At 39.0% G+C, this 12,869-nt stretch carries 12 protein-coding genes; all 12 read left to right on the forward strand.

Annotated elements, in window-relative coordinates; genetic code table 11:
- Positions 1-49 precede the first annotated feature (49 nt).
- The 12 genes from IGL93_RS02960 (at position 50) to cshA (ending at position 12,844) form a co-directional block, all read left to right on the forward strand.
- A complete protein-coding gene (locus IGL93_RS02960; protein ID WP_002358780.1) occupies positions 50-1,363 on the forward strand; it encodes a PTS sugar transporter subunit IIC in 1,314 nt (437 codons plus the stop codon).
- 25 nt (positions 1,364-1,388) lie between these two features.
- Positions 1,389-1,688 (forward strand): hypothetical protein, encoded by a 300-nt coding sequence (locus IGL93_RS02965; protein WP_002363233.1) that lies wholly within the window; start codon positions 1,389-1,391, stop codon positions 1,686-1,688.
- Between the two features lie 8 nt (positions 1,689-1,696).
- Positions 1,697-2,785 (forward strand): DUF871 domain-containing protein, encoded by a 1,089-nt coding sequence (locus tag IGL93_RS02970; RefSeq protein ID WP_010717505.1) that lies wholly within the window; start codon positions 1,697-1,699, stop codon positions 2,783-2,785.
- Between the two features lie 8 nt (positions 2,786-2,793).
- Positions 2,794-3,903, forward strand: coding sequence for an amidohydrolase/deacetylase family metallohydrolase (locus tag IGL93_RS02975; protein ID WP_002355715.1), 1,110 nt, complete (start codon positions 2,794-2,796; stop codon positions 3,901-3,903).
- Positions 3,893-4,999: a DgaE family pyridoxal phosphate-dependent ammonia lyase gene (locus tag IGL93_RS02980; protein WP_010773934.1), complete on the forward strand. Its 1,107-nt coding sequence runs from the start codon at positions 3,893-3,895 to the stop codon at positions 4,997-4,999. Before IGL93_RS02975 ends, IGL93_RS02980 begins: the two co-directional genes overlap by 11 nt.
- A gap of 3 nt (positions 5,000-5,002) precedes the next feature.
- Entirely contained in the window at positions 5,003-5,746 is a 744-nt protein-coding gene (dagF, locus tag IGL93_RS02985; protein WP_002361094.1) for a 2-dehydro-3-deoxy-phosphogluconate aldolase, read from the forward strand.
- A 9-nt stretch (positions 5,747-5,755) separates the two neighbouring features.
- On the forward strand, positions 5,756-6,766 hold the full coding sequence (locus tag IGL93_RS02990; RefSeq protein WP_284954696.1) for a sugar kinase: 1,011 nt from the start codon (positions 5,756-5,758) through the stop codon (positions 6,764-6,766).
- A gap of 93 nt (positions 6,767-6,859) precedes the next feature.
- A complete protein-coding gene (locus IGL93_RS02995) occupies positions 6,860-7,888 on the forward strand; it encodes a hypothetical protein (protein ID WP_002363239.1) in 1,029 nt (342 codons plus the stop codon).
- On the forward strand, positions 7,885-8,331 hold the full coding sequence (locus IGL93_RS03000) for a YaiI/YqxD family protein (protein WP_010775653.1): 447 nt from the start codon (positions 7,885-7,887) through the stop codon (positions 8,329-8,331). The genes IGL93_RS02995 and IGL93_RS03000 overlap by 4 nt, the downstream gene beginning before the upstream one ends.
- 140 nt (positions 8,332-8,471) lie before the next feature.
- Positions 8,472-9,542, forward strand: a complete 1,071-nt coding sequence (locus IGL93_RS03005) for a D-alanine--D-alanine ligase (protein ID WP_002355721.1) — start codon at positions 8,472-8,474, stop codon at positions 9,540-9,542.
- A 78-nt stretch (positions 9,543-9,620) separates the two neighbouring features.
- Complete coding sequence (locus tag IGL93_RS03010; protein ID WP_002355722.1) at positions 9,621-10,994, forward strand: UDP-N-acetylmuramoyl-tripeptide--D-alanyl-D-alanine ligase; 1,374 nt, start codon at positions 9,621-9,623, stop codon at positions 10,992-10,994.
- Between the two features lie 302 nt (positions 10,995-11,296).
- Positions 11,297-12,844, forward strand: a complete 1,548-nt coding sequence (gene cshA / locus IGL93_RS03015) for a degradosome RNA helicase CshA (protein ID WP_002355724.1) — start codon at positions 11,297-11,299, stop codon at positions 12,842-12,844.
- Positions 12,845-12,869: the final 25 nt, after the last annotated feature.

The raw sequence follows: 12,869 nt of genomic DNA on the forward strand, positions 1-12,869 counted from the left end.
AAATGCGAAATAATTATTATTTTTATTAGTTGAACGGAGGAATTAACAAATGAATGGTTTTGTACAGTGGATGGAAGTTAAGTTAATGCCGATTGCGAATAAATTTGGTTCGCAACGCCATATGACAGCGATTAGAAAAGGATTAATTGCAACGATGCCTTTAACAATTGTGGGCTCATTCTTTACAATTTTTCAAAATATTCCAATTGAGGCATACACAAAATTGATTGAACCTTATCAAGCAATTTTAGATATTCCTTCCCGCTATACGATGGGGTTACTTGCACTTTATGCAACATTTGGGATTGCTTCATCATTGGCCAAAAGTTATAAGCTTGACTCTTTGACGTGTGGAATTTTAGCATTAATGGCCTTTTTAGTAACAGCGGCACCACCAACACGTGTCTTTGAAGATGTTGACAACGTCATTACAGCAGGGCGCTATATTAATTTAGCAAATTTAGGTTCAGCTTCTTTATTTGGTGCGATTGTAACAGCGCTGTTATCTGTTGAAATTTATCGCTTCTTTATTGAAAAAGATATTATGATTAAGATGCCAGATGGCGTACCGCCTGAAGTGTCAAATTCATTTATTGCATTAATTCCAGGAGCAGTTATTCTTTTATTATTCTGGGTTATTCGCCACGTAATTGGTTTTGATTTGAATGGTTTCTTGAGTACGTTATTAATGCCACTTAAAGGTATCCTTGCTGGTAACAGTTTATTTGGCGGCTTACTAACAGTCTTCTTAATCTGTTTCTTCTGGGTTTTAGGGATTCATGGTCCAGCGATTATGGGCCCAGTTATTCGTCCTTTCTGGGATATGTCGATTGCAGAAAATCTTGAAGCTTTTACCAATGGTGCAAACGTTCATCAGTTACCTAATATTTTTACAGAACAGTTTTTACAATGGTTTATCTGGATTGGTGGCGCTGGAACTACGCTTTCTTTAGTTGTTTTAATGATGTTTTCTAAATCAACGTATCTGAAAAGTCTTGGCCGTTTATCGTTCTTACCAGGCTTGTTTAATATTAATGAACCAGTTATTTTCGGAACGCCGATCGTAATGAATCCTATTTTAGGTATTCCGTTTATCGTGGCACCGTTAATTACCACAACGTTATCTTATTTCTTAACAGTCGCTAATATAATTCCGATGATGGCTGCACGCTTAGCGTTTGCAATTCCAGCACCAATTGCTGCTTGGATGAGTACCAATTGGAGTTTCTCGGCTGCAGTATTAGTGATTGTTAACTTCTTAATTACAATGGCTATCTACTATCCATTTTTCAAAGTTTATGAAAAACAACAATTGGATAAAGAAGCAGAAGAATTAGCAGCTGAACAAGCAGCAAAAAATTAAAAAATGTTAGGGCGGGTGTTCTGATATGAATATCCTGCCCCTTCTAAGTCAGAGAAGAAAGTCAGGAGCGTATAAGATGATTATTTGGTTCATTTTCTTTTTTATCGTTAGTCAAATTATTATAGAAAAAGGGCAGTTGCCTACTGTTGTTTATCAATTTGGTTTGGTAAAGACGTTGGTTTTTACGGCAGTTTGTATTACTCTTTCCATGATAATTGGCGGATTTCTAAATCAACCAGTATTGCTCGTTGGCTCTACAACAATCTTGTGTAGCTCGGTGATTGCTTGGAAATTTCGAAATAAATTTGAAAATAGCGGAGTGTGAGAACGAAGATGAAAAGAGCATTAGGTGTATCAGTTTATCCAGATCATAGTGATATCAATCAAGATAAAGCGTATTTAAAAAAAGCCAGCGAATGTGGGTTTACTCGAATTTTTATGAGTATGTTAGAAGTGACCGATGGCAAAGAAGCGGTTCAGAAAAAATTTAAAGAATTAATTAGTTATGCGAAAAATTTAGGATTTGAAACAATTTTAGATGTCGTTCCAAGTATCTTTGATGAATTGGAAATTTCATATGATGATTTGACTTTTTTCAGCGAATTAGGAGCTGATGGGATTCGGTTGGATACAGGGTTTGATGGAAATAAAGAAGCCATGTTGACGTTTAATCCATTCGGCGTGGCTATTGAGTTGAATATGAGTAATGATGTCGCTTATCTTGATAACATTTTGACGTATGAAGCGAATCGACCTTTCTTATATGGTTGTCATAACTTTTATCCACAAGCGGGAACTGCATTGCCGTATGATTTCTTTGAAAAATGTAGCATCCGTTTTAAAAAGGAAGGTATTCGGACAGCTGCTTTTATTTCATCACAGGTAGGTGAAATTGGTCCTTGGGATGTGAATGATGGGCTACCTACTTTAGAAATGCATAGACAGTTGCCAGTCACTGTTCAAGCTAAACATTTATTTGCAACAAATTTAATTGATGATGTTGTTATTGGAAATGCTTATGCTTCCAACGAAGAATTAAAAGCATTGGGTCAGTTGAATCGTTATCAAACAGAATTGACCATTGTTTTTGAAGAAGCGACTTCTGAAATTGAAAAAGAAATCGTAACAAAAAATCAACATTTTCGCCGTGGAGATATCACTCAGCAGATGATTCGTTCCACAGAAGTGCGTAAAAAATATAAAAATGAAGCTAATCCCCCACATGATAATCAAGCAATGCTACAACCTGGAGATGTTGTTGTGGGAAATGATGCATTTGGAAAATACAAAAATGAATTACAAGTCGTTTTAGAACCACATCAAGACTCACGCAAAAATCGAGTAGGGCGTATTATAGAAGAAGAACTTGTATTATTAGAATTCATTAAGCCTTGGACAAAATTTAGATTTATAGAAAAGTAGGGAAGAATATGGACTACGATTTACTTATAAAAAATGGACAGACAGTAGATGGTATGCCTGTTGAAATTGCAATTAAAGAGGAAAAAATAGCTGCTGTTGCAGCAACTATTTCAGGTTCTGCAAAAGAAACTATCCACTTAGAACCAGGTACTTATGTATCCGCAGGCTGGATAGATGATCACGTTCATTGTTTTGAAAAAATGGCTCTTTATTATGATTATCCAGATGAAATTGGGGTCAAAAAGGGTGTTACGACAGTGATTGATGCTGGGACAACAGGTGCTGAAAACATTCATGAATTTTATGACTTAGCGCAGCAAGCAAAAACAAATGTTTTTGGATTAGTCAATATTTCTAAATGGGGCATCGTTGCTCAGGACGAACTCGCAGATTTAAGTAAAGTACAAGCGAGTTTAGTCAAAAAAGCGATTCAAGAATTACCAGATTTTGTTGTAGGGATTAAAGCCCGTATGAGTAGGACCGTTATTGGCGATAACGGCATTACGCCTTTAGAATTGGCCAAACAGATTCAGCAAGAGAACCAAGAAATTCCCTTAATGGTTCACATTGGATCAGCACCGCCTCATTTAGATGAAATTTTAGCCTTGATGGAAAAAGGGGATGTCCTAACCCATTGTTTTAATGGGAAAGAAAATGGCATCTTAGACCAAGCAACGGATAAAATAAAAGATTTCGCTTGGCAAGCGTACAACAAAGGAGTCGTATTTGATATCGGGCATGGTACGGATAGTTTCAATTTTCACGTAGCTGAAACAGCGTTGCGCGAGGGAATGAAAGCTGCATCAATTAGCACAGATATCTACATCCGTAACCGAGAAAATGGTCCTGTTTATGATTTAGCCACAACGATGGAAAAACTCCGTGTGGTCGGCTATGATTGGCCAGAAATTATTGAAAAGGTAACCAAGGCTCCTGCTGAGAATTTCCATTTAACGCAAAAAGGCACGTTGGAAATAGGTAAAGATGCTGATTTAACGATTTTCACGATTCAAGCAGAAGAAAAAACATTGACTGATTCTAATGGATTGACACGAGTAGCCAAAGAGCAAATTCGCCCAATCAAAACAATTATTGGAGGACAAATCTATGACAATTAGTTACGAAAAATTCCACTTAAAAGAAGTCATTAATGCTTCTGGCAAAATGACCATTCTAGGTGTCTCCAAAGTTTCGGAGGCAGTCCTCGCGGCTCAACGATTCGGCGGCGAACATTTCTTTGAAATGAGTGAACTTAGTGTGCAAACAGGGGCCTTTTTAGCTAACTTGTTGAAGGTAGAAGATGCCCAAATCGTTTCCTCGGCTTCGGCGGGGATTGCCCAATCGGTGGCTGCCTTGATTGGAAAAGGCAGCTTGTACCACGCGTATCATCCCTATTCAGAAAAAATTGAACAGCGAGAGATTGTTTTACCTAAAGGGCACAACGTGGACTACGGCACGCCTGTAGAAGTTATGGTAGCGCAAGGCGGCGGCCAAGTGGTGGAAGCTGGCTACGCCAACATGTGTAGTCCAGAACACGTGGAAATGATGATTTCTGAAAAAACAGCGGCCATTCTATACATCAAAAGCCATCATACCGTGCAAAAAAGTATGCTGACGGTGGCCGAAGCGGCTAAAGTGGCGCAACGCCACAAGGTGCCGCTAATTGTTGACGCGGCAGCAGAAGAAGATCTTTTCAAATACACCGAAGCAGGTGCTGATTTGGTGATTTACAGCGGCGCCAAAGCCATTGAAGGGCCAAGTGCTGGTTTAGTGGTCGGGAAAAAAGAATACATTGACTGGGTGCGCCTACAAGGCAAAGGCATTGGTCGAGCAATGAAAATTGGCAAAGACAATATCCTAGGCTTTACGCAAGCAGTGGAAGAATACTTGGCACATGGCAGTGAATCAGGGGCTTCGATGCAAGAGCGCTTAAAACCGTTTGTTGAAGCCATCAACAACTTATCAGATTTAACCGCCAAAATCGTCCAAGATGGCGCCGGACGAGACATTTATCGCGCCAGTGTCAAAGTGGACGGCAGAAAAACCGCCAAGGAAGTCATCCAAGCGTTAAAAGCAGAAAGTCCAGCCATTTATACGCGAGAATATCAAGCAAACAATGGCATCATTGAGTTTGACATTCGTTCTGTCAATCAAGAAGAAATGAACAAAATCGTGCAACGATTACAAGAAATTATGGACACAAAGGAGAAATAAGCCATGTCATTAAAACCTAATTATTTAGAAGAACGCATTTGTTTAAACGTCTTAGCCAATTCAGTAGAAAATGCCCAAGCCTGTTATGAAGCAGCAGAAGGGCATGTTGTGTTAGGCGTCCTTTCAAAAAACTATGAAACCGATGAAGCAGCCATTGACGATATGAAAAAATACCAAGCAGCAACCAACAACGCTTTATCTGTCGGCTTGGGGGCTGGCGATCCTAATCAAAGTCAAATGGTGGCTCGCTTATCAGAAGTTCTACAACCGCAACACGTGAACCAAGTCTTCACAGGTGTCGGCGCTTCGCGGGCCTTACTTCGTCAAGACGAAACAGTGATTAATGGCTTGGTTTCACCCACAGGCAAAGTTGGCTATGTCAACATTGCGACAGGTCCGTTAAGCTCTGGTGCGCCAGCGGCGGAAGTGCCTATCGAAACCGCCATCAAATTGTTGAAAGACATGGGGGGCAGTTCCATTAAATATTTCCCGATGAAAGGCTTGGCTCACAAAGAAGAATACCAAGCAGTAGCAGCAGCTTGTGCCAAGTATGACTTTTATTTAGAGCCAACAGGAGGCATTGATTTAGAAAACTTTGAAGAAATTGTTCAGATTGCGGTGGATGCCGGCGTTAAAAAAATCATTCCTCATGTCTACAGCTCAATTATCGATCAAGAAACAGGGGACACTAGAACAGAAGACGTGAAAACGTTACTAACCATGATGAAAAACACATTGAATAAGTAGGTGGCAAAGATGAAAATTGCTGCGTTTGGTGAAGTCATGCTTCGTTTCACTCCGCCAGAGTATCTAATGTTAGAACAAACAGAGCAGTTAAGAATGAACTTTGTAGGGACTGGCGTAAATCTCTTAGCAAATTTGGCTCATTTTCAACTAGAAACAGCATTGATTACGAAATTACCTACCAATCGTCTTGGTGAAGCTGGCAAAGCAGCGCTAAGGAAGTTAGGAATTTCAGATCAATGGGTAGGAGAAAAGGGCGATCATATTGGTAGTTTTTTTGCAGAAATGGGTTATGGAATCCGCCCCACACAAGTAACTTATCAAAATCGCCATCAGAGTGCTTTTGGCATCAGCGAGGCGAAGGACTACGATTTTGAGGCCTTTTTAGCGGAAGTAGATATGGTGCATATTTGTGGTATTTCGTTAAGTTTAACTGAAAAAACTCGTGATGCTGCTTTGATACTTGCTCAAAAGGCGCATGCCTATCAAAAGAAAGTTTGTTTTGACTTTAATTATCGACCTAGTTTGAATACAGCAAATAGCGCACTCTTTATGCGTCAACAGTACGAACGCATTTTACCTTATTGTGATATTGTTTTTGGCAGTCGACGTGATTTGGTCGAGCTATTGGGTTTCATTCCGCGAGAAGATTTAGAAGGTGAGGCACAAGAAACTGAACTGATTCAGCGTTTCATGTCTCAATACAATTTGGAATGGTTTGCTGGGACAACGAGAAGTCATTCCCAAAATCAAAACTACTTAAGTGGGTATTTATATACCCAAAATGAGTACCAACAGAGTGAAAAAAGACCGCTTCTTAATCTTGATCGAATTGGTGCTGGTGATGCTTATGCGGCGGGGATTTTATATGGCTATAGCCAAAATTGGTCGTTAGAAAAGGCAGTTACCTTTGCCACAGTCAATGGGGTCCTTGCACATACGATTCAAGGAGATATTCCTTTGACAACGGTCAAACAAGTGAATCACGTTCTTGAGCATCCGAATATTGATTTAATTCGTTAAAGAAGAAAACCAGAAGAAAAGTCGTGTGTGGCTTTTCTTCTGGTCTTTTTTTCATTATAATTAAAAGAAACAGATTGCAAAGGAGGCAGCAGGATGAGTGTTGCACATCTTTTAACAGTTTTAGAAAATGATGAATTTATTGAACGGATTCAAAAACGACCAGAAGCGTTCATTGGAACGACTGGCTTAGTCGGCTTAGAGAATTTACTTGTTCAGACAATTAACGGTTTATTAGAGTTTTTCATTGAAAAGAATCAAGGGAAAATTGCTATACAGTTATCGCGTCAACAAATCTCTTTTCAGGTATCTTCCACACGACCGCTTGTTTTTGAACAAAAGCAAGTCGATTTAGAACCACCTTTTCTGTATTTATCTGTTTTACAAGCCTTCTCAAAACAAGTAGGAATCAGTATCGATCAAGAAAAACAGCGGACTATTTTTATTTATCATCAAGGGCAATTGAAAAAACGATTATTATTACCTATTGAAGAAACCCAGGAACGAATTGAAGTCTTATTTTGGCCAGATACGCAAATTTTTGGTACAGAATCACTTTCTTATATGCGTGTTTTACAACAATGTCAACAGATTGCCATGTTGAATCCAGGCTTAAAGATTCTCTTAACACAAGAAGAGGAACAAAAAAATCTTTGTTATTACCCTAAAGGTTTAAGTAATTATTTATTTGAAAAAGATAACCCATTAACTAGAAAAGCCGCACCGATTATTCAAGCCAAGCAAACAGAATTGGCCCTTGTTCAATTTATTTTGAGTAAAAATCATGCGCCGCAAGTGCAAAAAACATTTGTTAATGGGCATTATCCCAGTCTTGGTGGAACCCACTATGAGGGCTTTCTTGATGGCGTAGTGGCCGCCTTCAATCAATTTTTAGAGGAGCAACATTACTCATTATCTGTGACAGCAGATAGTTTTTTAGCAGAATTTGATTTTGTTTTAGCCATTACGATACCAAAGCCCCGCTACACGGATGCAACGAAAACCATTTTAAGAAATACAGAGTTATATGAAGTGGTTAAAGAAGTCGTTTTTGACGAATTACAACACTACTTTCAACGTCATCCCAAATGGTTAGAGCAAGGAAGAATCGAGGGAAATGAATGAAAATTTTTGTCGATGGCGATGGTTCACCTGTGAAAGAGACGGTTATTGAAGTCGCTGTAGAGAAAGCTTTGGATGTGGTGATTGTTACTAGTGTAGATCATTATTCCTTAAAAGATTATCCAGAAAATGTCTCTTTTGTGTATGTTGATAAAGGAGCGGATGCTGCTGATTTTAAAATTGTGCAGTTAATAAAAAAAGGGGATCTTTTAATTACACAAGATTATGGCTTAGCTTCCTTGGTTTTGCCAAAGGGAGTGTCAGTTTTACATCAACTGGGTTATCAATATACGAAAGAAAATATTGATGGCTTGTTAGAACAACGCTATTTTAGTGGCCAAATTCGGCGAAAAGGTGGCCGAACGAAAGGACCTAAACCTTTTACAGACAAAGATAGAACAACGTTTAAACAAGCACTTATTGAGCTGGTGGAACGGAGTCTTTAGCAAGGAAAAGGCAAGCAAAGAATTTTGCCTTCACTAAATTTGCTTCTATTATGAAACTGGGTTTTATGCTAAAATAAGTAAGGATAATTTGAAAAATAATTTTTTCTAAAAGACAGGAAAGAAACTAGGAGGACAAGCATTTGAAGATTATTTTGTTGTATGGCGGCAGAAGTGAAGAGCACGATGTGTCTGTTTTGTCTGCATATTCCGTTTTAAATGCAATCTATTATAAATATTATCAAGTACAGTTAGTCTTTATTAGTAAAGATGGTCAATGGGTAAAAGGCCCTCTCTTATCTGAACGACCACAAAATAAAGAAGTTTTACATTTAACTTGGGCACAAACACCTGAAGAAACAGGCGAATTTTCAGGAAAACGAATCAGTCCTTCGGAAATTTATGAAGAAGAAGCGATTGTTTTCCCTGTTTTACATGGGCCAAATGGTGAAGATGGAACAATTCAAGGATTCATGGAAACCATTAATATGCCTTATGTAGGCGCAGGTGTCTTAGCTAGTGCTAACGCAATGGACAAAATCATGACGAAATATCTTTTACAAACTGTTGGCATTCCACAAGTACCATTCGTGCCAGTTTTAAGAAGTGATTGGAAAGGAAATCCAAAAGAAGTCTTTGAGAAATGTGAAGGTTCTTTAATTTATCCGGTCTTTGTTAAACCTGCCAATATGGGTTCTAGTGTCGGAATTAGCAAAGCGGAAAATCGTGAAGAATTGCAAGAAGCATTGGAAGAAGCTTTCCGTTATGATGCCCGAGCAATTGTTGAACAAGGGATTGAAGCACGTGAAATTGAAGTAGCCATTTTAGGAAATGAAGATGTCCGTACGACTTTACCTGGTGAAGTGGTGAAAGATGTCGCTTTCTATGATTATGATGCAAAATACATCAATAACACGATTGAAATGCAAATCCCAGCGCATGTTCCAGAAGAAGTAGCCCATCAAGCACAAGAATACGCTAAAAAAGCGTATATTATGTTAGATGGAAGTGGCTTAAGTCGCTGTGATTTCTTCTTAACAAGCAAAAACGAATTATTCCTGAATGAATTGAACACCATGCCTGGTTTTACTGACTTTAGTATGTATCCTTTACTATGGGAAAATATGGGCTTGAAATACAGTGATTTAATTGAGGAATTGATTCAGTTAGCTTTGAATCGTTTTAAACAACGCCAAGAATTTTATAATAACTAAGAAGAAAAAATCACACAAGACTGGGACATGACAAGACTTTGGCATGTCCCAGTCCCTGTGTCAGAGGAGCAAAACATAATGAAATTAACCTTCTGGGAAGTAGCGCAAGCGGTTGAAGCCAGTAATGATTGGCAACAATGGCCTGATTTTCCTTTAACAGGCATTGAATTTGATAGTCGTAAAATTGTGAAAGGAAATCTCTTTGTTCCTTTACAAGGTGAAAATGATGGTCATCGTTTTATTGAGAGTGCCATGGCTAATGGCTGTCAAGCCGCTTTTTGGGGACAGGATTTAGTCGATGCACCGCAACAATTGCCTGTTTTGCATGTTACTGATCCACTGGTTGCTATGCAAAAATTAGCTACCTATTATTTAAATAAAATGCAACCGAATGTCATCGCTGTGACTGGCAGTAATGGAAAAACCACCACTAAAGATTTAATTGCTGCTGTGTTATCTGAAAAGTTTGTGACTTACAAAACGCAAGGCAATTACAATAATCAAATTGGCTTACCCTATACTATTTTACACATGCCTGATGAAACAGAAAAACTGATTTTAGAAATGGGTATGGATCACGCTCAGGAAATTTCTTTCCTTTCCAATCTGGCTCAGCCAGAAGTTGCCGCCATCACAATGATTGGCGAAGCCCATGTGGAAAATTTAGGCTCACGAGCAGGCATTGCACAAGCAAAAATGGAAATCGTAGATGGTTTAGCCAAAGACGGTAGTTTATTTGTGCCAAGCGATGAACCTTTGCTAGAACCATTGGTGGAAAAAGTCACGCAACAAGTGATTACTTTTGGTTTTAGCCAGGAAAGTCAACTTCAAGGAATCGTCACAAATGAAGCCAAAGAGCAAACCTCATTCAAAATCAGTGATACACAAATGACGTTTACGATTCCAGTGCCAGGAACCTATAATGTCACCAATGCATTAATCGCAATTGGCATTGGTCGGTATTTCCAATTAACGGATAGTGAGATTCAAAAAGGGTTGGCTACAGCGGAACTAACAAAGAATCGGACAGAATGGCTGAAAGCAGCGAATGGTGCCGAAATTTTAAGTGACGTGTACAATGCCAATCCGACAGCTATGGGTCTTGTTCTGGACAGTTTTAGCAAAATGTCCAAAGTAGGAAAACGAATTGCTGTTTTAGGAGACATGCTGGAATTAGGTCCTGATTCTGCTGCCATGCATCAAGCAATGGCGCAGCATTTAGCCCCAGATGCGATTGAAGAAGTCTTTTTATATGGTTCTGAAATGGCTTATTTAGCTGATAAATTGCAAGAAACCTATGCACCAGCTAACATTCATTCTTTTAAAAAAGAAGAAAAAAATGAGTTGATTGAAGCTGTCAAAAAAGTTTTACAGCCAGAAGACATGGTGGTTTTAAAGGGAAGTAACGGGATGGGACTTCGTGAAGTCATCGATGCACTTTTGGAAAAGTAAATAAGTTTCATAAAACTTGCTGAAAATGGGATTCTATGATAGAATGACCTATTGCCGGAAGATGACGAGAAAAATTGAATCGTAGTAAATAAAATAGATCTATTTCTATGTTTAATAATAAATGTGAAGCTGAACGACCACGTTTGGCTTTTCTAATGCCATAAGGTGAATTTTTCGGTGAAATCAGGAAAGAAGAAATAGTTGGCACACTATAATGGATTTCTTTTTAACAACTGAAAGTGAAGACACCTGAAACTAGGAAGAAATCGTTCTTTCCGAAACAAAATCTAGGAGGATATCATTTGAAATTTAAAGAACTTGGTTTAGCGCCAGAATTATTATCAGCGGTAGAACGCGCAGGCTTCGAGGAAGCAACCCCTATTCAATCAGAAACAATTCCGTTAGCGTTAGCAGGAAAAGACGTAATCGGACAAGCACAAACAGGAACAGGGAAAACCGCTGCTTTTGGCTTACCAATGCTTAACAAAATTGACGCAGACAACCGCGTTATTCAAGGATTAGTCATTGCACCAACCCGTGAGTTGGCTATCCAAACACAAGAAGAGTTATTCCGTTTAGGCCGCGATAAAAAGATTCGCGTCCAAGCCGTTTACGGTGGGGCTGATATCGGTCGCCAAATCCGTGGACTAAAAGATCGTCCACATATCGTTGTAGGTACACCAGGACGTTTACTAGACCATATTAACCGTCGTACCTTGAAATTAGAAACTGTTGAAACATTAGTTTTAGACGAAGCAGATGAAATGTTAAATATGGGCTTCTTGGAAGACATTGAAAAAATCATCTCACAAGTGCCAGAACAACGTCAAACACTTCTATTTTCAGCAACTATGCCGCCAGCAATCAAGAATATTGGCGTGAAATTCATGAAACAACCAGAACATGTGAAGATTAAAGCCAAAGAAATGACGGCTGATTTAATTGATCAATATTATGTACGTTCAAAAGACTTTGAAAAATTTGACATTATGACACGTTTACTAGACGTGCAAACCCCAGAATTGACCATTGTCTTTGGTCGGACAAAACGCCGTGTTGATGAACTTGCCCGCGGGTTAGAAGCGCGTGGTTACAAAGCAGAAGGCATCCATGGCGACCTATCACAACAAAAACGGATGAGCGTTTTACGTTCATTCAAAAATGGTAACTTAGATATCTTAGTGGCAACAGATGTAGCAGCACGTGGGTTAGATATTTCAGGTGTCACCCATGTCTATAACTACGATATTCCACAAGATCCAGAAAGTTATGTTCACCGTATTGGTCGGACAGGTCGTGCTGGTAAAGGCGGTATGTCTGTGACGTTTGTAACACCAAACGAAATGGGTTACTTACATGTCATCGAAAACCTAACGAAAAAACGGATGACACCATTACGTCCACCAACCGAAAAAGAAGCATTTAAAGGACAATTAAGTGCAGCTGTTGAAACCATCGAAAGTGATCTAGAAGAAAATGGTTTAGACAAATATCTAGAATCTGCTGAAGCGTTATTAGAAAAATATTCAGCGACAGACTTAGCTGCGTTATTATTAAAAACAGTAGCGAAAGATCCAGCAGATGCGGTTCCTGTAAAAATTACCCCAGAACGTCCATTGCCTTCAAATAAAAAAGGCTTTAACAAAAATGGCCGTGGTGGTGGCGGTGGGAACAACCGTAATCGCAACCGTGGTGGCAATGGTAAAGGTGGCAGCTATCGTGGCAACAAAAACCATAAAGATGGCGACCGTAATTACAAAAATAGCGACCGCAAAAATAAAGATCAACGTGGCGGCAAACGTCATAACGATAAAAAACGTGGTTTCGTCATTCGCGAAAACGCTAAATAATCAAAAGAGCGAGTGTTCCGTCTAT

Origin of the sequence: Enterococcus sp. DIV1328a (genome assembly GCF_050536905.1) — a bacterium.
GTDB classification, from domain to species: Bacteria; Bacillota; Bacilli; order Lactobacillales; family Enterococcaceae; genus Enterococcus; species Enterococcus faecalis.

Coding starts and splice junctions, on each gene's coding strand:
- IGL93_RS02960 (WP_002358780.1), top strand. CDS start 50: ATGAATGGTTTTGTACAGTGGATGGAAGTTAAGTTAATGCCGATTGCG.
- IGL93_RS03000 (WP_010775653.1), top strand. CDS start 7,885: ATGAAAATTTTTGTCGATGGCGATGGTTCACCTGTGAAAGAGACGGTT.
- IGL93_RS02975 (WP_002355715.1), top strand. CDS start 2,794: ATGGACTACGATTTACTTATAAAAAATGGACAGACAGTAGATGGTATG.
- dagF (WP_002361094.1), top strand. CDS start 5,003: ATGTCATTAAAACCTAATTATTTAGAAGAACGCATTTGTTTAAACGTC.
- IGL93_RS02965 (WP_002363233.1), top strand. CDS start 1,389: ATGAATATCCTGCCCCTTCTAAGTCAGAGAAGAAAGTCAGGAGCGTAT.
- IGL93_RS02970 (WP_010717505.1), top strand. CDS start 1,697: ATGAAAAGAGCATTAGGTGTATCAGTTTATCCAGATCATAGTGATATC.
- IGL93_RS02980 (WP_010773934.1), top strand. CDS start 3,893: ATGACAATTAGTTACGAAAAATTCCACTTAAAAGAAGTCATTAATGCT.
- IGL93_RS03010 (WP_002355722.1), top strand. CDS start 9,621: ATGAAATTAACCTTCTGGGAAGTAGCGCAAGCGGTTGAAGCCAGTAAT.
- IGL93_RS02990 (WP_284954696.1), top strand. CDS start 5,756: ATGAAAATTGCTGCGTTTGGTGAAGTCATGCTTCGTTTCACTCCGCCA.
- IGL93_RS02995 (WP_002363239.1), top strand. CDS start 6,860: ATGAGTGTTGCACATCTTTTAACAGTTTTAGAAAATGATGAATTTATT.